The organism is Paenibacillus sp. GYB006, assembly GCF_036577645.1.
In the GTDB taxonomy this organism is placed as follows: domain Bacteria; phylum Bacillota; class Bacilli; order Paenibacillales; family Paenibacillaceae; genus Paenibacillus.
The window spans coordinates 31841-54758 of the sequence record NZ_JARBDA010000015.1 but is presented as its reverse complement, the minus strand read 5'-3'; the positions used below and the strand labels follow the sequence as shown (position 1 = coordinate 54758).

General features: G+C 43.7%; 21 protein-coding genes. All 21 read right to left on the bottom strand.

The genetic code is table 11. From position 1 onward, the window contains the following. Window positions 1-3: 3 nt before the first annotated feature. Window positions 4-1602 carry an anthranilate synthase component I family protein gene (locus PV403_RS21075; RefSeq protein ID WP_332085914.1) on the bottom strand — a complete coding sequence of 533 codons (1599 nt, stop codon included), beginning with the start codon at window positions 1600-1602 and terminating at the stop codon, window positions 4-6. Between the two features lie 179 nt (window positions 1603-1781). Next, the gene (gene cysK, locus PV403_RS21070) at window positions 1782-2720 is read right to left on the bottom strand and encodes a cysteine synthase A (protein WP_213535567.1); all 939 of its coding nucleotides are present in this window, start codon (window positions 2718-2720) and stop codon (window positions 1782-1784) included. A 280-nt stretch (window positions 2721-3000) separates the two neighbouring features. Beyond that, window positions 3001-3945 carry a peptidyl-prolyl cis-trans isomerase gene (locus PV403_RS21065; RefSeq protein WP_332085913.1) on the bottom strand — a complete coding sequence of 315 codons (945 nt, stop codon included), beginning with the start codon at window positions 3943-3945 and terminating at the stop codon, window positions 3001-3003. A gap of 26 nt (window positions 3946-3971) precedes the next feature. Further along, a complete protein-coding gene (hslO, locus tag PV403_RS21060) occupies window positions 3972-4856 on the bottom strand; it encodes an Hsp33 family molecular chaperone HslO (RefSeq protein ID WP_213535565.1) in 885 nt (294 codons plus the stop codon). A 183-nt stretch (window positions 4857-5039) separates the two neighbouring features. After that, entirely contained in the window at window positions 5040-5807 is a 768-nt protein-coding gene (locus PV403_RS21055) for a type III pantothenate kinase (protein ID WP_213535564.1), read from the bottom strand. A 6-nt stretch (window positions 5808-5813) separates the two neighbouring features. Beyond that, window positions 5814-6680 carry a carboxylating nicotinate-nucleotide diphosphorylase gene (gene nadC, locus PV403_RS21050; protein WP_332085912.1) on the bottom strand — a complete coding sequence of 289 codons (867 nt, stop codon included), beginning with the start codon at window positions 6678-6680 and terminating at the stop codon, window positions 5814-5816. Then, window positions 6670-8289, bottom strand: coding sequence for an L-aspartate oxidase (gene nadB, locus PV403_RS21045; protein WP_332085911.1), 1620 nt, complete (start codon window positions 8287-8289; stop codon window positions 6670-6672). Before nadB ends, nadC begins: the two co-directional genes overlap by 11 nt. 95 nt (window positions 8290-8384) lie before the next feature. Next, a complete protein-coding gene (nadA, locus tag PV403_RS21040; protein WP_332085910.1) occupies window positions 8385-9323 on the bottom strand; it encodes a quinolinate synthase NadA in 939 nt (312 codons plus the stop codon). A gap of 238 nt (window positions 9324-9561) precedes the next feature. Continuing rightward, window positions 9562-11598 carry an ATP-dependent zinc metalloprotease FtsH gene (ftsH, locus tag PV403_RS21035; protein WP_213535558.1) on the bottom strand — a complete coding sequence of 679 codons (2037 nt, stop codon included), beginning with the start codon at window positions 11596-11598 and terminating at the stop codon, window positions 9562-9564. A 100-nt stretch (window positions 11599-11698) separates the two neighbouring features. After that, the gene (gene hpt, locus PV403_RS21030; protein WP_213535557.1) at window positions 11699-12238 is read right to left on the bottom strand and encodes a hypoxanthine phosphoribosyltransferase; all 540 of its coding nucleotides are present in this window, start codon (window positions 12236-12238) and stop codon (window positions 11699-11701) included. A 75-nt stretch (window positions 12239-12313) separates the two neighbouring features. Continuing rightward, complete coding sequence (gene tilS / locus PV403_RS21025) at window positions 12314-13726, bottom strand: tRNA lysidine(34) synthetase TilS (protein ID WP_332085909.1); 1413 nt, start codon at window positions 13724-13726, stop codon at window positions 12314-12316. A gap of 50 nt (window positions 13727-13776) precedes the next feature. Then, window positions 13777-14718, bottom strand: coding sequence for a serine/threonine protein kinase (locus PV403_RS21020; RefSeq protein WP_332085920.1), 942 nt, complete (start codon window positions 14716-14718; stop codon window positions 13777-13779). After that, on the bottom strand, window positions 14696-15448 hold the full coding sequence (locus PV403_RS21015; RefSeq protein ID WP_213535555.1) for a vWA domain-containing protein: 753 nt from the start codon (window positions 15446-15448) through the stop codon (window positions 14696-14698). The genes PV403_RS21020 and PV403_RS21015 overlap by 23 nt, the downstream gene beginning before the upstream one ends. Before the next feature lie 96 nt (window positions 15449-15544). Then, window positions 15545-17971 carry a stage II sporulation protein E gene (gene spoIIE / locus PV403_RS21010; RefSeq protein WP_442951787.1) on the bottom strand — a complete coding sequence of 809 codons (2427 nt, stop codon included), beginning with the start codon at window positions 17969-17971 and terminating at the stop codon, window positions 15545-15547. A 443-nt stretch (window positions 17972-18414) separates the two neighbouring features. Then, a complete protein-coding gene (locus tag PV403_RS21005) occupies window positions 18415-18945 on the bottom strand; it encodes a S1 domain-containing RNA-binding protein (protein ID WP_160036664.1) in 531 nt (176 codons plus the stop codon). A gap of 181 nt (window positions 18946-19126) precedes the next feature. Then, complete coding sequence (locus PV403_RS21000) at window positions 19127-19471, bottom strand: FtsB family cell division protein (RefSeq protein ID WP_213535553.1); 345 nt, start codon at window positions 19469-19471, stop codon at window positions 19127-19129. A gap of 62 nt (window positions 19472-19533) precedes the next feature. Continuing rightward, window positions 19534-20103, bottom strand: coding sequence for a spore cortex biosynthesis protein YabQ (yabQ, locus tag PV403_RS20995; RefSeq protein WP_213535552.1), 570 nt, complete (start codon window positions 20101-20103; stop codon window positions 19534-19536). After that, on the bottom strand, window positions 20100-20384 hold the full coding sequence (gene yabP, locus PV403_RS20990; protein WP_191804404.1) for a sporulation protein YabP: 285 nt from the start codon (window positions 20382-20384) through the stop codon (window positions 20100-20102). The genes yabQ and yabP overlap by 4 nt, the downstream gene beginning before the upstream one ends. A gap of 134 nt (window positions 20385-20518) precedes the next feature. After that, complete coding sequence (locus tag PV403_RS20985; RefSeq protein ID WP_160036668.1) at window positions 20519-20803, bottom strand: RNA-binding S4 domain-containing protein; 285 nt, start codon at window positions 20801-20803, stop codon at window positions 20519-20521. Next, window positions 20803-21075, bottom strand: a complete 273-nt coding sequence (locus PV403_RS20980) for an HU family DNA-binding protein (protein ID WP_160036669.1) — start codon at window positions 21073-21075, stop codon at window positions 20803-20805. Before PV403_RS20980 ends, PV403_RS20985 begins: the two co-directional genes overlap by 1 nt. A gap of 282 nt (window positions 21076-21357) precedes the next feature. Then, window positions 21358-22857, bottom strand: coding sequence for a nucleoside triphosphate pyrophosphohydrolase (gene mazG / locus PV403_RS20975; RefSeq protein WP_332085907.1), 1500 nt, complete (start codon window positions 22855-22857; stop codon window positions 21358-21360). Window positions 22858-22918 lie beyond the last annotated feature (61 nt).

Here is a 22918-nt window from a genome sequence, read left to right as displayed (position 1 = left end):
CCTCTAGTTCTCGTCTCTGCTTCGCTGCATAGCAGCTTCTTCACTATACTGTACAGCCTTCATAACTGCCCTTGCTTTGTTCTTTGATTCCCTATATTCCCGGTAAGGATCTGAATCAATTACAATTCCTGCTCCTGCCTGAATATAACCGATGTTATCCTTCACTGCGAGGGTACGAATAATGATATTTAGTTCCATGTCCCCTTGATAGGAAATCCAGCCAATTGATCCTGTGTAGGGGCCGCGTCTCACTGGCTCCAGTTCCTCAATAATTTCCATCGTCCTTACCTTAGGAGCACCTGTAATGGTCCCCCCTGGGAATGCAGCAGCAATCACATCAAAGGCATTTTTATCTTCAGCCAAGATACCTTCTACTTGTGAAACTAGATGCATTACATGCGAATAGTATTCAATGGTCATAAGTTCGGGAACACGCACTGATCCATATCTCGCTACTCTACCGATATCGTTGCGCTCCAGATCCACGAGCATAATATGCTCAGCCCGCTCTTTTTCCGTATGAAGCAGTTCTTCCGCCATACGCTTGTCCTCTTCTGAGGTCGCTCCCCTGCGTCTTGTTCCTGCGATGGGTCTTGCGATGACCTTACCCTGCGTGAGTTTAATTAGCAGCTCTGGAGAGCCGCTTACCAGCTGAAAATCTGGTGTCTGAACGTATCCCATATAAGGGGAAGGGTTAATTACACGAATCCACTCATACACATCATCAGGTGAAGTATGTAGCTTCTTATCCTGCCTTAATGAAAGATTAACCTGAAAGACATCTCCCTGCCCGATATAATCCTGCACTTTCTTCACAGCTAGTTCAAAGGCTTCTTTATTAAAAGGAGATTCCCAGCCTTGAGCTACATCCATATGTGCATCGCCTTCAGCTCTAGCCTGCTCCAGCCGCTGAATCCGCTCTGCTTGCTCTCGGATATAATAAGAGGTTTCTGCAGTTTCCATCATATGTTCCCAGCTGCGAAGCATAGCCTCCGCTCTGGAAGCGGCTTGCTTGAACTGCTTCTCTAACGGCTCATCTTTGTTTAGAACTATGTAAACTGAAGAGTAGACAGCATTCTCTTCATGATCAATAGTCCACACTTCTTCAAATCGCATCCACATATAATCAGGAAGACTTGGGTCATCTTTCGCAAGTTCAGGCAGCTTCTCAAGGGAGCGAGCCACATCATAACTTAGGTAACCTACAACCCCGCCGGAAAACGGCGGTGTCCCTTGAATCCGAGGAGCACGGTAGGGGGCGATCCACTCTTCGATTATTTGCAGGGGATCTCCTGTCATCGTCCCATGTGAATGAAAACGATGCTCTTGGTTGGCTCCATCTGCCACACCGAGAATTTTCACCTCTGCCTGTTTACCCTTCCCCGTCACAATGGCTGCCGGACATAAACCAAGATAGGTATATTTCCCGTCCTTTCCGCTTTCCAGTACAAAAGCATAGGGAGAAGCCTGTTCCCATGCAGGCTTCCAGGAACGAAGAGCGGGTGACTTCTTGAGTTTCATTTTTGTTACATAGGGAAGCACCGTCCAATCCTCTTTGCTCCATACTTTCCAATCATCGTAGGTTGTAGTTACCTTATTCATGTATGCTTCTTTCCTCCAGGCTGACCTTGTCTATTGTCTGTTAGTATACTAAAGCATTCTTCATTTTAAAAGCAGATGATAAAAAACCCTGTGCCTGCAAATGAGTTGCGACACAGGGTTATATAATTTGTTATTAATATAGAAGTAAAGATTCAATTCGAGTATTCTACTCGTCAGTCTTAACCTTCAAAATTATAAAGAGGTGTGCTGAGGTAACGTTCCCCATTACTTGGAACGATCGCAACGACACGTTTACCTTCACCCAGCTCTTTTGCCACTTTCAGCGCAGCACGAATGGCTGCTCCAGAAGAGATACCAGCAAGGATTCCCTCTTCTTTCGCTACTTGGCGAGCGGTTTCAAATGCATCCTCATTCTCAATATGAATGATTTCATCATAAACGTCCTGATTTAGAATCTCAGGAACAAAGTTTGCACCGATCCCTTGAATTTTATGAGGACCTGGGGCCCCGCCTGCCAGAATTGGTGAAGCTGCCGGTTCCACTGCATAAATTTTAATGTCTGGGAAAGACTCTTTGAGGACTTCACCTGCACCTGTAATCGTACCACCTGTACCAATTCCAGCTACAAATGCATCCAGAGAACCGCCCACGGACTGAATTGCTTCTACGATCTCAGGACCCGTAGTTTCACGGTGGATTCTAACATTAGATTGGTTCTTAAATTGTTCTGCCATGAAGTAACCTGAATTTTCTTCTACGATCGCTTCTGCTTTCTTAACCGCGCCATTCATTCCCTCTGATCCAGGAGTAAGCACAAGCTCTGCACCATATGCACGAAGCAAATTACGACGCTCTAAGCTCATCGTCTCAGGCATAACAATAATCGAACGATATCCTTTAGCCGCTGCTACCATGGCCAGCCCAATGCCTGTATTACCACTCGTTGCTTCTACAATCGTGTCACCTGGTTTAATACGGCCAGACTTCTCTGCATCCTCTATGATACTGATCGCGATCCGATCTTTCACACTAGATCCAGGGTTTTGGTATTCAAGTTTCACATATACTTCCGCGCTACCTTTAGGTACAACGCGATTCAAGCGAACAAGCGGCGTTCCACCGATAAGTTCTGTAACATTATTGACAACCTTAGCCATGATAATTGCCCTCCTTGGATTAAATGAAGTTGAATGAATGATTGCTTCTTCTATTTCATATGCCAATGTGTACTCTAGTTGTATTGTATGAGCTGGACCATGCTCTAGTACGGTTACTGCCTGCTTACGTTACCGCACCGTCCATACTCTTTCCATTCCTTTGCCCACCATTACATTTCCGACTAAATAGGTGGGTTTTTATAACTTTAATATTATCAACCTTGCTTCATAATGTCAATATTGTTAGAAAAAAATAGAGCAGAAAAAGAGACCCCTTCCCTTAGGAAGCAGGTCTCTCCAGTTTTACTCTTATATCAGCTCCATATTTACTGCGAAGCTGCTCTTCTAATTCTGACAAGGGAATGGAATCATTCAAAGCAAGCATCATTCGAATATCTTCCATTGCCTCTTCATATGTCATACCTTGTTTTTCTTCGATATCATTTAAACGAACAATAATATAGTGTTCATCCACTTGAACAGGACCGGCGACATCACCAATTTGGATCTCTTCTGCGAGCATCATCATTTCCTCAGGTTGAAAAGGATCATTCTCTTCGATAAGCCCAAGTCTCCCTTTGGATTCACGGCTGTATTCATCCGTTGACTCACTCTCTGCCACTTTTCCAAATGATTCACCCGCTTCAATCCGTTCAAGGACATGGTTTGCTGAAACAAGATCATCCACTTGGATCATAGAAATATCAAACAGACGGATGGGTTTATAATCTGCTTCATGTTGTTCATAGTACTCTTGTACTGCTTCTTCACTGATTGCAATGTCTCTTGTTGCAATTTCTTCAAGCAAAACTTGATAGGTTGCCTCCGCCCTCAATTCTTCTGAGCTCATCCCAAATTGATTCCACATTTCATCATAAAAAGCTTGTTCTGAGGAATAGCCCTCCATAGAAGATTGCAGTTCTTTGTCAACTTGAGACTCGGTTACAGTCAGCCCTTGTAATTTAGCTTCAGCGAGAACAGCCTGACGATTAAGCATTTCCATTAAAACTTTGTTGCCATAACGTGTCTTAAGTGCATCTACCCATTGCTTCTCCGAAATCATTTGCCCTGCAATACTTGCAACCGGCTCTTTCCAATCCGAAGCACTTAGGCCTGTATTTGTACTCGAATCGTTCATTCCGCGAAAAATAAACGTCCCCATAAAAATAACACCTACGCTCAGCACAACGACAGTCACCCAAAGTCCTTTTTCTTGTTTCGTCATCCCATCTCATCTACCCCATAACGGTTTTAGCTTCTCGCTTGCTCAAGAATGGTTTCCAGGTCACTTTTCGTAAATTCATATGCTTCATTACAGAACTGACACACAACTTCAGCTCGGCCTTCTTCTTCAATTAAATCAGTAAGTTCCGATTCTCCAAGCGAGATCAGTGTTTGCTCTACACGTTTACGACTACATTGACACTGGAAGACGATATCCATGCTATCATGGATTACAACATCCGGTAAAATCTTGCGGAGCATTTCTTCCACATCAAGCCCTTGGTCCAAGAGGGTGGTTACCGGCGGCATGTTACTGATTGCGTCCTCAATTGCCGAAATTTCCTCATCATTCAGTCCAGGCAAGAGCTGAATAATAAATCCTCCAGCTACAAGAACAGAGTTGTCTGTATCAACTAAGACACCAAGACCTACTGCAGAAGGTGTTTGTTCTGATTTAGCAAAATAATACGTAAAGTCTTCGCCCAATTCACCTGAAATGATAGGAGTACTTCCACGGTAAGGTTCTTTGAGCCCAAGGTCCTTGGTTATATGAATAAATCCGGAAGTACCTACAGCTCCAGCTACATCAAGTTTACCTTTACTATTGCTTGGTAAGTGGACATGTGGATTCTTAACGTATCCTCTCACTTCACCTTTGGCATTCGCATCTGCTACGATCTGACCAATAGGTCCATTCCCGTTTACTTGAATGGTCAGTTTTTCTTCCCCTTTCAACATAGCGCCCATGATGGCAGTAGCCGTAACTGTCCGCCCCATTGCAGCTGTTGTTGTAGGAAATGTATCATGTCTTCTTCTCAATTCTTCTACCAAGTTCGTTGTACGGATCGAAAATGCACGAACACGTCCACCTAAAGCTGTACCACGCACCAATCGGTCTTTCTTCTTTTCCATTCTGTTATGCTCCTTCTGTGTCATCCTATTTATAATTTACAAGGCAAGCCAGGCTGCTTCCTTATGAAGATTGTGCAAATTCATATTTCGTCTAAGTCGGCACTCTCTTTATTGTAATCGAAAAAGATAACGGAATAAAGGTGACTGCCTATCCCTTTTTCCATTATCTTTTATTCAGTAAGGTTACCCCTTATTACGTTCGTATATAATCCGCAGACCCTCAAGTGTCAACATGGGACTTACCACTTCGATGGTTCTTGTCTCACTTGCAATAAGTTCTGCCAAACCGCCCGTAGCAATCACTTTTGGTGTAGCCTTCATCTCTTCCTTGATTCGTTCCACGATTCCATCAACCTGTCCTGCATAACCAAAAATGATGCCTGCTTGCATGGCGTGGATAGTATTTCGTCCGATTACTTTCTTCGGTTTCTCGAGTTCAATACGCGGCAATTTAGAAGCTCGTTGATATAATGCCTCGGTAGAAATCCCAATACCCGGCACAATGGCTCCGCCCAGGTAGTTACCCTCTCCATCTATACAATCAAAGGTCGTTGCCGTACCGAAATCAACTACTACGAGAGGGCAGTTAAATTGATCAATCGCCGCTACCGCATTCACGATCCGGTCCGCACCTACCTCACGAGGATTCTCATAACGAAGATTCAACCCTGTTTTGATGCCAGGACCGACGATAAGTGGTTTCTTGCCCACATATTTAATACACATTTCCTCCAGCACATTCACCAGCGGCGGTACAACAGAAGAGATGATAATTCCTTCAATTTCTGAAGTTGATATACCCGACATCTGAAAAAAGCTATGAATGAGAATACCATACTCATCTACCGTTGACTGTCTGGAGGTGCTGATACGAAAATGATGAAGAAGCTCACGATGCTTGTATATACCAAGCACAATATTACTGTTACCTACATCTACTACAAGGATCAAAGAGGATTATCCTCCTTTCTTTTCGTTTAAATCAAGACTGATATCTAGGCTGTCAAAGGAGTAAGTCAGTCTTCCTACAGAGATAATATCTACTCCTGTCTCAGCTATGCTGCGAATGCTGGCAAGTGAAACATTACCCGAAGCTTCTATTTTAACATGCGGGGCTGCCTCTCGGATATGCCTAACTGCCTCACGCATCATCTCTTCATTCATATTATCAAGCATAATGATATCTGCTCCCGCCTCAATGGCCTCATTCACTTGATATAGGTTCTCTGTCTCCACTTCAATTGTCATGGTGTGCGGGATCCCTGCTCTTGCTCTTTCAATAGCTTGTGTTATCCCTCCAGAACCCTTGATGTGATTATCTTTGATCATAACTGCATCATACAGTCCAAACCGGTGATTATATCCTCCACCGACCCGTACTGCATATTTTTCAAGCTGCCTGTGACCTGGTGTTGTCTTTCGTGTATCAACTAACCGTACCGGAAGATCTGCAATTACATCTACATAAGTACGGGTTCTGGTCGCAATACCTGAGAGCCGCTGCAGTAAATTTAAAGCCAGCCTCTCGCCTGTTAGTAGGCTATGCGTACTTCCCTCTACTACACAGAGTATCGTGCCCTGTTTTGCTAGATCTCCATCCTTCAATTCTGCACGAAATTCAAGTGAAGGATCAACGATATGAAAAACAAGTTCTGCAATAGAGAGTCCTGCAATAATCCCGCCTTCTTTTGCATGAATCACAGCTTTGGACTGATGTCCTTCGGGAATGGTAGCCAAAGTTGTGACATCTCCGGAACCAACATCTTCTCCGAGCCAACTTTTAATTGATTGGGTTAATACTTCATTATATCCATTAAGTAGCATGGCTAACTTCCTCCGCAATTTTACGTTCACGCTGCTGCACCGTATGCTTCTGCCACAAAAGATCGTTACAATCGGGATAATCCTCCCGATAATGAGCTCCTCGACTCTCTTTGCGGTGAAGTGCCCCCTCGGTGACAAGTATGGCGCACGTAAGTAGATTGGCAAACTCATATTCTTCTTGTGTAGTAAGGCTGGTATTAAATATAGCTAGTTCCTTCTCGAGTACCGACTTGGCCTGTAATAAACCTTGCTCCGTGCGTCGAAGCCCTACTCCCCGTACCATTGTTTTCTGCAGGGCAAGTCTTCTAGCATGAATCGAACTCACTTCTAAGGAAACTTCCTTTCTGTTAAGGGAAGGAACGAAAGGAACGGATTTCTTTAGAGGAGTGAGCTCGCGTATGCGATCTACAATTCTTTTCCCGAAAACGATGGCTTCCGATAAAGAATTGCTGGCCAGCCGATTTGCTCCATGGACACCGGTAGATGACACCTCTCCGCAGGCAAAAAGCCGCTGAATACTGCTTTCTCCTTGTAAATCTGTTTTCACTCCGCCCATCATATAGTGAGCAGCAGGTGCTACAGGAATCCAATCCGAAGCCATATCCAGCCCATAGTTCATACAGGTCTCATAGATTGTCGGAAAACGAAGCTTGATCCGGTCAAGGGTCTCATGGGTGATATCAAGATATACCTGGGTTGCATTCGTAATCTCCATCTCACTAACAATTGCTCTTGCCACGATATCACGCGGAGCGAGCTCGAGCTGTGGATGGTACTTATGCATAAACCGTTCACCTCGAATATTACGAAGCACTGCTCCTTCACCGCGTACGGCCTCAGATATTAGAAAACGAGGAGCCCCTGGATAACAAAGAGACGTTGGATGAAATTGAATGAATTCCATGTCTCGTATTTCGGCCCCTGCCCGGTAAGCCATAGCTATACCATCTGCAGTAGCCACTTCCGGGTTTGTGGTATACCGATATAACTGGCCTGCTCCTCCAGAACAGAGTACAACAGCGTTTGCTTTTACATAGATTCGTTCACCATCAGCATCCTGTACAATAGCACCCCTGCACTCACCAGACCCCGTTACAAGATCAATAACAAAGTGTTCATCCCATACCTTAATCGATGCATGAGAAGCAACTTGCTTGGCTAATGCCCTTACAATCTCGTATCCTGTTGCATCTCCATTCGCATGTAGAATCCGGCGATGACTGTGAGCTCCTTCCTGTGTTAATGCGAGTTCCCCATTCTCTATATCAAAAGTGGTCCCGAAACTAATTAATTCTCTGACTCTCTCTGGCCCCTCGCTAACAAGCACTTTCACAGCCTCTTCTCGGCACAAACCCGCACCCGCAGTAAGCGTATCCTGCATATGATAGGCAGGTGAATCATCCTCTGCGGTAACCGCTGCAATTCCACCTTGCGCATATCTGGTATTACTCTCTAGCAATGCTCTTTTCGTAATCATAAGAACCTGCCGATCCCTGCTTGCCTCGATTGCTGTAAACAATCCTGCTATACCTGTACCGATAACAAGCAGATCTGTCTCCATTTGAGGTAAAGCCGCTATATCCAAATCAATTAAGTAAGAAGGAATCATGGGGCATCCTCACCTGTCTCCTATAAAGTAGCTCACGTAATCATGCATATATAGAAAAGGGGGCTTACCTTCATCTGAAAGCCTCCCCCTTCATCCTATTTTACTTGTAACATGCGCTCTAGGGATAAACGTGCACGATCGGCAACAGCAGGAGGTACATAAATTTCCGGCTTCATTGTCTCCAGCGCTTTTACCAGTTTCTTGAGGTTATTCACTTTCATATTCGGGCAAACAAGAAATTTGGTCGCAAAGTGAAAGGTTTTGTCCGGACTGTCTACTCGAAGTTGATATCCTGTACCGTCTTCTGTACCGACAATGAATTGTTTGCGGTCCGACTTTTTACAATACTCGAGAATTGCTGTAGTACTGCCCACAAAATCACCCATCTCAACCACTTCTGGGCGGCATTCCGGATGAACCACGAATTCTGCATCGGGATATTTAGCACGCATTTCGACCACATCTTTTATCGTTAGCATGTCATGTGTATTGCAGTACCCTTCCCATATAATCATCTTCTTATCGGTATGCTGCTGAACATAATGTCCGAGATTTTTATCAGGAACCCATATAATTTCTTCCGCATCAAGCGATTGAATCACTTTTACTGCGTTAGCAGAAGTGCAGCATATATCTGTCTCAGCTTTAATTTCAGCAGATGAGTTAATGTATGTAATGACCTTCGCATTCGGATGTTGCTCTTTTAATTTGCGAAGCCCTTCTACGTTGACCATATCAGCCATGGGACAGCCCGCACGTTCATCAGGAATAATTACTTTTTTGTTTGGAGCCAAAATTTTGGCGCTTTCCCCCATAAAATGGACACCACAAAAAACAATGACTTCTGCATCAGTTTCTGCTGCCTTCTGGGCTAGAAGAAAAGAGTCTCCACGAAAGTCTGCTACCTCCTGAATTTCATCTCGCTGATAATAATGAGCAAGTATAATCGCATTCCGTTCCTTCTTTAGTACTTTTAGTCGCTCTTTCAACTCACGATTCATCTCGGCCTTACGTTCTAGTGCCTGAACCTCCACTGTTGACCCTCTCCTTTTATGGAATAGCGAATACTACGTTCACTTTGCAGTGTATGACCCCGCTTGTTAATCGATTCACAAAGTCTGATACAGAACTTCCTTTTGTTTACAACTAATTTACACGGCGCACCCTGACCTGTCAATTCACAAAATAGACGCAATTCAGAGCTAAACGAATGTAATAACGCAAAAAACCGGAGAACATAAGCTGTTCTCCGGTTTTTCGTATATAGCAACCTTATGAAGTAGGTTTATTCTTATCTGGATCACTTGGAGGTGTAGATTCAGACTCCGGCTGATTTGGAACATGGTTTGGAATTTCTTCCGCCGGTGTTCCGCCGTTGTTATCTTTTCCTTGAATGCGAACTTTAACATCACCGACATTGTCGATAATAGGTTCTCCGCCTTCAGAGGATCCTCCCGTATTTCCTTCTTCTTTTTCGGTAATTGCTCCGTTTTCGATCAACTGCTTGATATCTTCAAGATCAAGAGTTTCTCTTTCGAGCAGTGTTTCCGCAATAAGGTGAACTTCTTTAGAATACTTGGTCAGCAAATCTTTTGCTTTCTCATAGCATTCTGTAACCATGCGGTGCATTTCTTTATCGATCTCATATGCAATGGAATCACTATAGTTCGGCTCGTGTCCGAAGTCACGACCCAAGAAGACTTGACCTTGGGAATTACCAAACTGCAATGGTCCGAGTTTTTCACTCATACCATATTCCATCACCATGCTACGAACGATACTTGTAGCTTGTTGGAAGTCACTATAGGCCCCTGTACCAATCTCACCAATAAACAGTTCCTCAGATACACGACCACCTAGTAACCCTGTTACTTTATCAAGCAATTCTTGTTTCGTTGCGAGCATACGGTCTTCTTTTGGCATCATAATTACATATCCGCCTGCACGACCACGAGGTACGATCGTAACTTTGTGAACCATATCAGCATGCTCCAAGAAGTAACCTACAATCGTGTGACCAGCTTCATGGAAAGCAACGATCCGTTTTTCACGGTCGCTTACTACGCGGCTCTTCTTCTCCGTACCAACAATTACACGGTCAATCGCTTCATCCATCTCACGCATGGAAATATCTTTACGATTACGTCTCGCAGCAAGAAGGGCTGCTTCATTGAGTAAGTTCTCAAGATCTGCACCTGTAAATCCAGTTGTACGCTTCGCGATTACATCCATCTTCACGTCTTTTGTAAGAGGTTTGTTACGAGCATGTACTTTAAGAACCGCTTCACGGCCTCTTACATCAGGACGGTCAACTGTGATTTGACGGTCAAAACGTCCTGGACGAAGAAGTGCAGGGTCAAGAATATCTTGACGGTTCGTTGCAGCAATGATAATAATACCTTCGTTTGCTCCGAATCCATCCATCTCTACGAGCAATTGGTTTAGCGTCTGCTCACGCTCATCATGTCCACCGCCGAGTCCAGCACCACGCTGACGACCAACAGCATCAATCTCATCAATAAAGATAATACATGGAGCATTTTTCTTGGCATTTTCAAATAAGTCACGCACACGGGATGCACCGACACCGACAAACATTTCGACGAAGTCAGAACCCGAGATACTGAAGAACGGTACGCCCGCTTCCCCAGCGACAGCTCGTGCAAGGAGTGTTTTACCTGTTCCCGGAGGACCATTTAGTAGAACCCCTTTTGGAATTCTAGCACCTACTGCTGCAAATTTACGAGGATCTTTCAGGAACTCAACAACTTCGACAAGCTCTTGCTTCTCTTCGTCAGCTCCTGCAACATCTTCAAAAGTAATCTTTTTCTTCTCTTCGTTATATAAACGTGCACGGCTCTTACCAAAGTTCATTACTTTGCCGCCGCCGCCTTGCGCCTGATTAAACAGGAAGAAGAAGAGGACAAACATCAAAATAAGAGGTATAAACGACGTTAGTAGTGTCAGCCAAATACTGTCACCCTTCATCGGTTTCGCTTCCATTGCTATTCCGTTCGCTTCACTGGCATCCGCAATTTCTTGAACTGCAGCATCCGTAGCAGGAATGTACGTAATAAAGTTTTTGGCTTTTTCAGCAGGCGGGGTTACATACTGTCCCGTTACCTGGTAGGCATATCCATCAAACTGAATACTCAAATTCTCTACGTTATTTGCAGATAATTCCTGACGAAACTCGTTGTATTTAGGGGTATCAGCCGCTTCACTTCCACCATTAATAACCTGGTAGATGCCGACTACAACTAAAAATAAAATTAGATAAAAACCAGAATTCCGGATGAACCGATTCATCCCCTACCTCCTCTCGAGACACCTTAGTTATTTTACCATAGCCATTCTGCCCTTCTCAACAAATGGGCAAACGCGATTCTATCATTTTTCTGCCGGGATTTTAGTTACTGTAAATCTCCGGTTTCAGAATCCCGATATAAGGCAGGTTCCGGTAATGTTCAGCATAATCCAAACCGTAGCCAACTACAAATGCATCCGGCAGGACAAATCCCGTATAATCTGCTTCAAGATCAACAGAACGGCCAGATGGCTTATCAAACAAGGTAACCACCGTTGTCGATTTAGCGCCTCTGTTTTGCAAAAGTTCAATTAGATGGCTGAGTGTAAGCCCGCTATCGATGATATCTTCTACAATAAGAACATCGCGTCCCTCAACGGTCTGATCTAAATCCTTGATGATCTTGACTACACCGGAAGACTTGGTAGAAGCACCATAACTTGATACAGCCATAAAGTCCATTTCAAGAGGCACTGTTATGTTTTTAACCAAATCAGCCATAAATATAAACGCACCTTTAAGTACACAAATGACTAAAGGATTACGATCAGCGAATTCCTTGCTTAATACTTCGCCTAATTCCTTGATTTTACCTTGAATTTCTTCTTCACTAATTAAAATTTCTTGAATATCGTTCTGCAACGTTAGTGAACCCCCTAAAGTTATACTATGAAAGTCTTATCTGCACCATTACTGTCAACCGCCTGCGCGTAATAGCTACTCGATCCACATTTGAATGACCTGTGCAGATTGATCGGTTACGGGAGCATGAATGGAGCGTCTTACGCCCGGAATCCAGATGATGTTTCCTTCAACATCACACACGAGGGGAATACGAGAACGCAGGGACGGCGGAATTTTGGCATCGATAAAAATATCTTTCACCTTTTTACTTCCGTTTAATCCCATTACTTTCATGGTATCTCCAGGCAATCGTGCTCTTACGGTAAGCGGCCAATGAAGTTTGCTCAAATCAAACTGTGCTTCATTAGCAGATATCGGACTGCGCATCCCCTTTGAATGAACCAAATGAATGGTTCTTTCAATCTCTTTCAGATAGAGAAATGAATCTCCATCTGGAGAATGCAACTGATAACTGTAATGCTCAGATACAGACTTCCGGGCAGTAAAAATGATACTGTTATATTCCCGCATACAAACGATACCCTGACCTATATCAAGAATCCAAGTCGTCGGTTCGGTCTGAACCACTCCCTTACGTATGGATTCTATTCTTGAAAAAGTAGCAAAATCATCGTTTGAAGGCAGATAATTTAATATTAATTTAATGAGCCTTCGTTGTAAAGCGACATGTAGCCCCTTAAACGCAGGGACAGAAAAGGTAAGTCGATCACCTGACTTCAAGACCATATCCGCAAAGGTTTGCTCTGCTACAGCTTCCATATAGTCATCTTCTGTGCTTATAACTTCGGCCATCCGATAAAGAGATTCCTTTATCTGCCCATTATATTGCCCCAAAAAAGGAAGCACATCCAGTCGGATCGCATTTCTAAGATATTTACGATTCATATTACTACTATCAACGAGATAAGGAAGCTCTTCTTTTTCACAGAGCTTTTCCAAGTCCGTCTTGGTAATACGTAAACATGGCCTAATAAGTTCCACGTTTTTTTCAGTTCGTTTGATTTTCATACCCGAAAGTCCCGAAGCACCACTTCCGCGCAGCATATGCAGCATAACCGTCTCGGCCTGATCGTCGGCATGATGTGCCAGAGCAATGCTGTTTGCCTTATACTTCACCGCGACTTGATGAAGAAAAGCATACCTTCTTTCACGGGCCGCATCCTGTGAGTTCCGCCCAGTCTCCTCTAAATACTTCGGCATATTTAGATGAACCATTTCAAAAGGAATGTGCAGCGATTCCGCATATTTTTGTACCAGCTCGGCTTCAGCATCCGACTCTGCACGAAACCCATGATGTACATGGGCACAGATCAGTGTGAGCGGTGTATGATAGAGAGATATTTGATGAAGAATATGTAAAAGAGCCACAGAATCCGCCCCACCGGATACTGCGACTACAATCCGGTGACCCGGTTTCCACAATTGATACTCCTCTGCTGTAGCAGCAATCTGCATTACCGTAGGTTCAAGTTTCGGTCCTTTCATGATGTTCCTCTTTTCTAACTCGGATATTTCAAGGTATGTACCCTCTAATTTTAGCGAAGCATCAGGATCACTGCCCCAGCCATAATTAGAGCTGATAACGCAAAAGATGGAATTAACCATCCTGGGGTTGGTTCTGATGAAGCATTCTTAGATCCGCTTCTTACTCTGTAGACATGCTTTTTCCACGAAAAAAAGGCATCTTCTGCATCGTCATAATCACCCTGTATTGCCTTTTGAAGCCAACTCCTATATGGCGCTAGCCGCTCGCTCTTTTGAATGATAGTTAAAAGCGCGGGTATTCCTCTTAGTTGAGGAAGACTGTTTCCAGTGATTCTTCTTAGTTCTTCTCCCTCCAGAAGATGAATAAGAAGAAGAGCAAAGGAAAACACATCATATTTCTGATCTGCGACACGGCTGCCTGCATTCCAGTACCCTCTATCATACCACTCTGTGAACTGCTTTACACTGCGTCCTACAGGACTCGCTCCTCCATAATCGATGAGCTCCACCTCACCATACGAAGAAACAAGTACATTTTGCGGTTTCAAATCACAGAATATATATCCTAACCGGTGCAGCTCAGCAAGCTTTTTTAAAAGCCTAAGCCCGACAAGCATCGTCCAGTCCGTTCCATTTCTCCGGATAAATAAATGAAGCGGCTCACCTCTGACATAGGTCATGACATAAAATGAAATTTCACTTCCGCCAGCCTGGTAATTATCGACTTCTTTTAAATAGGAAGAGAGTCCGTTCCCATCTGCAAGGTGATCCTTCTTCGCTAATGAAGTAAGAACATTAATCTCCGACTGCAAATCAAGCGGATTAAAACCCATCTTGAGCGCATACCGGCCTCCACCCGGTTCACGCTGAACCAAATAAACGATCCCATTCGCTCCCTTGCCCAGCACTCTCTGAATAATATATTTATTATTCTTCCATTTGCCGATAACTACAGTTCCAGGAGTAAGATCAGGATCCAGCGGCATAGTCACCATGCATCCCTTCTTTTTCTCCGTAATCGCGATAATACAGGTCATTCTCGTTTAGTGTACCATAACGATAATAATCAATCACCTTTAATATTGCAGGCCCGGTAGGTGTCGCACCTCTCATATCCAGCTTAGTAAAAACCGAACGAAGTGCGTTCATGTCGCTTGTCCAGTTGATATCAAGTACTGCATTTTCACTGCCTTGTCTCCCAGGAAAATGAAATACAGAGATCTGACTTCTTCCTTCACGCGCTTGAAGGCTGAGCATTAAATCCCGAATTCCTTCCTCAACGGCAGCCAGTTTTGGCTTCATACTAGCACTTGCATCGATAAGTAAAGCAACTTGAAGCGGTGTTGTCTCTGTCAAATGATCCAGCACTTGAACCACCTCTGCGCGCTGATGCAAAGGAAGTTCAGCAATACTGCCCGCACTTTTGCCAAGAATTTGTTTAAGCTCTTTATTAACCGCTAGTTCAATGGTCTGAACCACCGTTTTTCGCGTCATCATCTGCATGGTTTTTGCTAATACAGGTGTACCTACAATCCGGCTAATTCCACCTCCTGCCTTGGCAATCGCTTCAATCTCTTGTCCCCCAAGGTCACCAATGGTTCCATAATCCACCACGCCCACCACATTCACCGTAATGCCTTCCTCCAAGGCATTTGCAGCAGCAAGTACTGGATTTGAACCAACATTAGAGCATCCGTCTGTTATGAGTAAAATTTGCTTCATCTTTCTCATCCCCTTTAGCTTCGAACTTCTTCCTATTATTTCCATAATAAGCTAGGTTCAAACGAGGACTTTCCTTCTATAATAAATATCCACCCGTCAGCTGACTGTCCTAGGCCGCTCCATCCGATCAATACCCGGTATACGCAGTGTGGCCCATTCAGGGTTAAAATGATCCACTTTGCCAACGACAACGGTCATGTCATCATGAATCTTATTTTGCTGATAACGAATGACACGCTCTAATAAGATATCGGCAATTTCTTGTGGATCTTCACTATCCATCTCCTGAATCATTCGTTTCATCCACATTTCTTTATTTACGGCGTACCCTGGTGCATCATATATACCATCTGTCATCATTATGACGATATCCCCTGGGAGCAGCTGCGTAGTGACTAGATCTACCTCTATATCTTTAATAATGCCAACAGGAAGATTGCTTGCTGATATCGGGATTACCTCTTCTCCTCTTTTAATAAAGCTGGGAGTAGATCCAATCTTCATAAATGTGGTCTGTGCTGAATACTGATCAATCAACGCCATATCCACAGTCGCAAAAAATTCTTCTGTAGACCTTAGCATCAGTATAGAATTGACTGATTTGATGGCAAGTTTCGCATCCATCCCCGATTGTAGCAGCTGTTCTAGGATACCAAGAGCAGTACTGCTCTCAAGCCTTGCTCGTTCGCCATTTCCCATCCCATCACTGAGTGCGACGACAAAGGTACCATTGCCAAGCTCAACTGTGCTGAAGCTGTCACCCGACAGAAGGCCTCCACCCTTGGCTGCTCCAGCTACGCCTGTTGTCACTTCATATGTCTTCGCTGATCCGAAAGTTACAGTGGCAAGCCCCTGCTTCGGAAGAGTCGTCGTTTCTTCTACAACCGCAATATGCTCACCAATAATATCAGATAAAAGCGGGGCAATAATTTTTCGGCATTCATCAAACCCTTTCGTATAGGCATGTACAATCTCAATCTCGACTTTACCTGCGTCCAGGTTAATAATGTCGATACTATGGATGGACAGACCAAGCTGCTCCAACGCTGATCTAATCTGTTCCTCCTGCTTGTGCATTACCTTTGTTTCGCGCTGTATTTCCCGTGCCAGGTCCTCCATTACCTGCGACACACCAGATAATTGTTCTGCTACAAGCATTCTACTGTCGTATATTTGGCGTTTCCATTGCATATTATCTTGGTATAGCCCATACTGACGCTTCATCACATCAAGTACAGCTCCTGTCTTAGCACAACTTTTTGTCCAGGATGCTGGAATGTCCTTTGCCTGAAAATCTGGATTTTCTTCAATTGAAGTCATCATTTCTGTCATATACTTATAGGTTTGATAGAACTTACCGTCCCAACACTGCTCTTGTTTAAAGCAGGATGTACAGGTTCCTTCCGCAACTGCATTCATAAAATGTTCCATATCCTGCTGTCCTTGTCCCATCTCATTAACCCCGGACATCTGATCAAAACTCTTAGATAGCTGCTTAAACACTTGTGAAAAACGATTGACCCGCTCGGCAGTCAGATCCCTGATCCGTTTAGCGTATTCATGCTGTGAATAGCTATGATCCTGTGTCCCAGGTACATATTTGGAAATAACTTGTAACATGCTTTTAGGTGTCAGTAAAAAGAGAAGAATTGCAGCACAGCTCTCATATGTCGATGTGATTACATCTCCTGTTCCACCTAAATAGATGGCTAAGATTGAGGATCCAAGCAGCATCCCCAGAGATACACCCAGTTTTTTTCCTTCCTTCATCATTCCGGCCAGCATCCCTGCAAAAGCAAGCAAGCTCATCTGATAGATGGCTGACATATTCGCCAGGCTTAAGATCAGTCCCGTAAGTACACCTACTGACGCACCAAGCGGTGCCCCACCTACAATAGCGAAGAGAAGTAACAGATATCTTGATAGTACATTTTCAGCTGATAAATGATAGACCGTAAACCCAACAGCTCCGGTCATGACGGATGCCAGTAAAATAATTAGACACAGGATCTCCTCGCTGCGGAGGTTTACATTCTTTTTCCGATAAGTAAAAATCGGTATCGCCTGTATAAACACCATGGTTAGTACAAAGCTCAGCACCGCATCGATGGTCATCATTAGGACCGCGTACCATGTGAATGAGGGTCCGATCAGGACGGTAAACAAATTCACCATAAAAGCCGAGGTAAAAACCATGACAGGCGCATAAGATAATTCGGTTTTTCCAAAAGAGGAGAGTCCTTTGTACAGCAGATAAAAGATCCCTAGTTCGGCAGCGATGATGAAGAAGGTTGGATAAGGCGAGAAAAAACTGCCAGCGAGAATTGCGGCTCCCACGGGAATTAAGAAATCCCTTCTCAAGAATAAAATAACGGCAAAATAGGCTATGGCAAATGGTGAGAGCTCGTCTAATATCATAGCCTTTCCTAGCAAAAAACCCATCACCGTCAGCAGGATCATCCATTTCTTCTCGGATATGATCTGTACGGCTCGCAAGGATCCTATCCATGTCTTCATTCTCATGCTTACATCGGCACGCAGCTCTTTTCCCCGTTTACCAGCTTTGATTCCTGGAAAAGGTATTACATTCCACTTGTCCATGTTTTGCTTCGCTCCCCAACGTTTGATTTGATGTTTCCCATTATAGTCAGCTTGTTCTGTGAAAGTTTGTCAGAAACTAAGATGTCACAAAAAGAAATTTCCGACAAAAATAGGGGTCTGCGAAATAACAGAGTTACGAATTAAAAGGACAGCCCATATAGGCTTAAAGAGAGTTATGACAATTTCAGCACTTGCCAAGTCATCCTCTTCTTACTCATAAAATTCTAGCGATATGGAATGAGAATACTGGAACTAGCTTGAAACATGTCGGACGATTCTTGAGATGCGACAAAAAAAACCGCAGACTCTAAAGTCTGCGGTTCTCTCTATTCACGTACTTATATATGCAAGATCAGGTTGGTGACTTACACGCGTTTTGCGCCGCGACCTCCGCGTTTACCTTCGGTGTTCTTCTTCAACGACGAAATCCGCTCTTCACTGTCTTTCAGAAAGCGTGACACTTTATCCTCAAATGAAGGCTTGCCAAACGAAGGCTTGCCGGCAGAAGGTTTGTAAGGACGCCCTCCCCGTTCACGATTGTTATAGCTACCGCCGCCACTGTTACCAGCGCCGCCGCTAAATCGTTCTCTATCTCCTCCGGTACGTTCCGGTCTTGGTGTTCTTGGTGGACGAGCTTGCTGTTGTACTTCACCTGCTGGACGGTCAACCGCCTGCTTGATTGAAAGTCCAATTTTTCCGTCCTTGTCAACATTGATAACCTTAACAGTTACCGTATCATTAACTTTCAAATGATCGTTGACGTCTTTGACATAATTGTCAGCGATTTCCGAGATGTGAACGAGACCCGTGACACCTCCAGACAGATCCACGAATGCTCCGAAATGCGTGATGCCTGTCACTTTGCCCTCTAATTTGGTGCCCACTTCAATTGCCATAGAATAAAATGATCCTCCCTTAAAAATATACAACCCGATTTTTAAATCTGTTGCGGTAAATTAATTATACCTTATGGATTAAACCAAGGTCAACTGAACGAACGCCTGTTAACGCGCCTAATTCCGGTTAAATTTGAACATAATTCCAGTAAGAAAACAGAATTCAAGTTCTGTTGCTATATTATTCATCAACTGGGTAGATTGGTGTCTCCCCAGGTAAATACATTCCATATTTTTTTCGTGCAATTTGCCCAATATATTCAGGATCTTGAAGTCGGCTTACTTCCTGCTTAAGCTCTTCAAGTGCTTGATCTGTTTCTGTCTGTGTCGCCTTGATCTCCTGCAGCTTGGCACTCTTGTCCGCCATTTGAGTAGACTGATTAAAGAATGTGTATCCTGCCCATCCTGTGAAACAGATCATAAAGGCAAGCCATAGCATGATTCGCCTCCGAGCTCCTGTTACTTTGGTTTTCTGAGGTCCAGCTTGTTTTGAATTTTGAACACTGCGCCCAGACGATGATTTCATACGCGTACCTCCTTCATGATTAGGTAGGAATTTGAGCTAACCAGCCCATTTTGTGAATAAGATCAGAACCAGTAGTTCCACCATTCTTTAACCCGATTGAACATACGTGCTATCCAGCTTGGAGTCTGCCATTTACTGATCAAGGGTCTTATCGGCAAATAAAGAAGTTTAAGAAACGGTCTAATTATGTAATAAACCATTCTGATCAGAAAAAGGAGAATCGCTATAACAAAACCAAACAAAATCCGTAATAGCCGAAGTATCCCTTTTATAGGAATGACTAAGATGATGTAAAGCGCACGGTAAATTATATAACAGATCTGCTTTATAATTCCAATTAACATTACCACAAATTTTTGAGTCAAAACACTTAAAACCAAAAAATAGACCCAAACCCCTAAAAAAAGCCCCAAAAAGACATAAAATCGTAACTCCCCATGGTTACTGGCATACAGCATGTTAAATACAAACACGGCTGCTGCGATCCAATATACCAAATCGATTGTATGGATACTCCATCTCGGAAACCGGAACGAGAGAGACAGGACCCGGTAACTGTCATAGACCATTCCCAGTGCCGCTCCGGAGAAGAGCATCCATCCTAATGTGATCCACTGAATTTCTGGATTCATTTGAACAACTTGCCGAGAATTCCTTTTCCGGATTTGGAACTTGAACCGGGATCTAAATAGGCGAGAAAACTTACATGACCTTCAATCGATAAGAGTCCCTCTTCAAGACTGAGGTTTTTGATATGTAAATTTTGCCCTCTAATGGTTAGGTGACCGAGCTCTGTCTTGAGTAAGAATTCCTCATTATCGAAACTCTCAACATTCAAAACACCTGTAATATCAAGTTGCTTCCGGTTCTGCATGGTTAAACTGTGCTGTTTCGGTTTCACATGGTCTATCATGGCATGTACCCCTCCCTTCTTACACCTAGCTTATGGGAGGTTAAGAAGGATTAGAACAGTAGCAGAAGGAAATTAAAAAAGCGTGCTTCTCCCTCATAATCAGGATTAGCACGCTTGTTACTGTAAAACAAAGGTTAACTTAAAAAGTCCAACCCGTTATCTCTGGCAATAGGCTCTTCTTTCACCACGGTGAATAGACTCGAAGCCTCTTCTTTACGCGTGCTTTCTGCCAAACGCTCTACTCGAACGGTTACAAGTTTCTGTCCGAACTGTACGGTAATTTCATCACCGACTTTGACAGCACTACTTGGCTTCGCCTCTCGTCCATTGATCAGGACTCTCCCCTGTTCGGAGACATCCTTAGCCACCGTACGGCGTTTAATCAGTCTCGAAACTTTAAGGAATTTATCTACTCTCATTATTTTACAGCTTCTTTAAGTTTATTTCCTGCCTTAAATGCAGGAACATTAGATTCTGGAATTTCAATTGTGTTTCCTGTTTGCGGGTTACGTCCTGTACGTCCGGAACGTCTGCGAGTTTCGAAAGTGCCAAAGCCAATGAGTTGTACTTTGTCGCCATTTGCAAGGGCATCTGTAATTTCACCAAGGAAACCATTAAGAACCGCTTCTACGTCTTTTTTCGTAAGTCCACTTTTTTCTGAAATATTGTTTACCAAATCTGTTTTATTCATTGTTAAAGGCCTCCCAAATTAAAGAAAATACGACGTGCACTTCCTGCGTAAAAACGCTTCTTAGTATCACGTGCCGTTACTACACTTCTATTCTTGCTAAGTCACTAAAAATCCTGCTGCAATGCGTCTTTTTTTAATGTGACACACGCAGTGGTTTCAAGTTTGGTAAAGAATACGACATTTTAGGTGTCGTTGTCAAACCAAGTCCAGCTTAATTCATGGCAGTAGTTCTCGTATTATTCAAATACCCGCTATTTATGACTTTCAATCCGATTTCGAGCGTTAGTAATCTTTCAGTTCCTGCTTTGCTTCTTGCCAGCATGCTTCCATCTCTTCAAGCGTGCTGTCTTCGATGGTCTTTCCTTGCTCGGCAAGACGAGACTCGATGTACTTAAATCTACGGGTAAATTTACGGTTTGTAGCAGCTAGCGCTTCCTCTGGATCGACTCCAATAAACCTCGAGATGTTAGCAGTAGCGAATAAAACATCACCGAGTTCCAGCATCTGCTCTTCTGCAGCATAATTCAACTTAATTGCCTCTTTTAGCTCGCTAAGCTCTTCCTCAACCTTAATAAACACGTCTTCTACCCGATCCCAGTCAAAACCGACTTTCGATGCTTTCTTTTGAAGCTTGTAAGCTTTCATTAACGCTGGAAGATCTCTAGGAACACCATCAAGTATAGAGGTTCCCTCTTTTGCTTGTCCTTTGAGCTTCTTCTCTTCTACTTTCATCGCTTCCCAGTTGGCTAGCGCTTCTCCAGCATCTTCTGCCTTGTTGTCTCCGAAAACATGCGGGTGTCTAAAAATGAGCTTGTCATTCAGACCTTGAATGACGTCATAGACATCAAATGTACCCAGCTCTTCTTCCATCTGAGAGTGCAGCATAATTTGAAGCAGCAAGTCGCCGAGCTCTTCTTTCATATGATCTGGATCATCATCATCAATTGTCTCCAGGACTTCATACGTTTCCTCAATTAGATTCTTGCGGATGGAAGCATGGGTCTGTTCACGGTCCCAAGGACATCCTTCCGGGCTTCGCAGAATTTCAACAATTTCATGAAGACGGCCAAACGTACGTCTGGTGAGCTGCTCATTGTCACTTTTTGGTATATAAATAAGTGATAAATTGCCGTATCCTTCTACGCGATCCAGTTCATATAGCTCGACTTCCTGAATAACCTCCTGTCCTTCAATACCGAGTGCATGTCCAACAATGATCTTCGTGTCATCTGGATACACCTCCATCAGACTTAGCTTAACGTCAGATGCAGTGAATACATCATACACTTGTCCAATGACCGTATGTAGCTTAGGCTGTAGCAATTCGCGGTCAATAACACCCGCATCAAGTAATTGAAATCCTTCGATAGGATCAAATCCAAGTCGTATAAATGCCTCATCCAGGAAGCTTTCTCCCCCGAGTATAGAGAGAGGAATTCCCTGTTCAGCGCAGCGCTCTTTTAGAAGTCCTACCGTTGCCTCTGCTACCATAGGATGTCCGGGTACAGCATACACGATCTCTTCACCCACTGTGCCTTGCTTCGCAAGCTGAATAAGCTCGTTTGCAATACTATCATATACTTCTGGGAAAGAACTTTTTGCCTCATATATACTATCGAACGAAGTCAACGATAAATGAAGATTTTCTAAATCTTTGCATACCGGATGATCAAGCGTCCGAACATAGATCCTGCTCGCTTTTTGTAACCTTTTCAAAATGCCTAAAGTCAGTTGATCTTCCCCGCCTGAACCTAGACCAACCACTGTGATTGCTGTGCTCATGTGACCCCTCCAAATAAATGGCTTCTAAATAAACCTTGTTAACTGTAACTATATCATGCTT

Bases quoted from the DNA above. Each gene is read 5' to 3' on its own strand.
- nadC (WP_332085912.1), bottom strand. From the start codon at position 6,680: ATGCTACTTAATGGATATAATGAAGTATTAACCCAATCAATTAAAAGT.
- PV403_RS20985 (WP_160036668.1), bottom strand. From the start codon at position 20,803: ATGAGAGTAGATAAATTCCTTAAAGTTTCGAGACTGATTAAACGCCGT.
- nadB (WP_332085911.1), bottom strand. From the start codon at position 8,289: ATGATTCCTTCTTACTTAATTGATTTGGATATAGCGGCTTTACCTCAA.
- PV403_RS20980 (WP_160036669.1), bottom strand. From the start codon at position 21,075: ATGAATAAAACAGATTTGGTAAACAATATTTCAGAAAAAAGTGGACTT.
- PV403_RS21000 (WP_213535553.1), bottom strand. From the start codon at position 19,471: ATGAAATCATCGTCTGGGCGCAGTGTTCAAAATTCAAAACAAGCTGGA.
- ftsH (WP_213535558.1), bottom strand. From the start codon at position 11,598: ATGAATCGGTTCATCCGGAATTCTGGTTTTTATCTAATTTTATTTTTA.
- PV403_RS21065 (WP_332085913.1), bottom strand. From the start codon at position 3,945: ATGACGAAACAAGAAAAAGGACTTTGGGTGACTGTCGTTGTGCTGAGC.
- mazG (WP_332085907.1), bottom strand. From the start codon at position 22,857: ATGAGCACAGCAATCACAGTGGTTGGTCTAGGTTCAGGCGGGGAAGAT.
- tilS (WP_332085909.1), bottom strand. From the start codon at position 13,726: ATGAAAGGACCGAAACTTGAACCTACGGTAATGCAGATTGCTGCTACA.
- cysK (WP_213535567.1), bottom strand. From the start codon at position 2,720: ATGGCTAAGGTTGTCAATAATGTTACAGAACTTATCGGTGGAACGCCG.
- yabQ (WP_213535552.1), bottom strand. From the start codon at position 20,103: ATGAATCCAGAAATTCAGTGGATCACATTAGGATGGATGCTCTTCTCC.
- PV403_RS21075 (WP_332085914.1), bottom strand. From the start codon at position 1,602: ATGAATAAGGTAACTACAACCTACGATGATTGGAAAGTATGGAGCAAA.
- PV403_RS21015 (WP_213535555.1), bottom strand. From the start codon at position 15,448: ATGAAGCAAATTTTACTCATAACAGACGGATGCTCTAATGTTGGTTCA.
- spoIIE (WP_442951787.1), bottom strand. From the start codon at position 17,971: ATGAGAATGAAGACATGGATAGGATCCTTGCGAGCCGTACAGATCATA.
- yabP (WP_191804404.1), bottom strand. From the start codon at position 20,384: ATGATAGACCATGTGAAACCGAAACAGCACAGTTTAACCATGCAGAAC.
- PV403_RS21005 (WP_160036664.1), bottom strand. From the start codon at position 18,945: ATGGCAATTGAAGTGGGCACCAAATTAGAGGGCAAAGTGACAGGCATC.
- hslO (WP_213535565.1), bottom strand. From the start codon at position 4,856: ATGGAAAAGAAGAAAGACCGATTGGTGCGTGGTACAGCTTTAGGTGGA.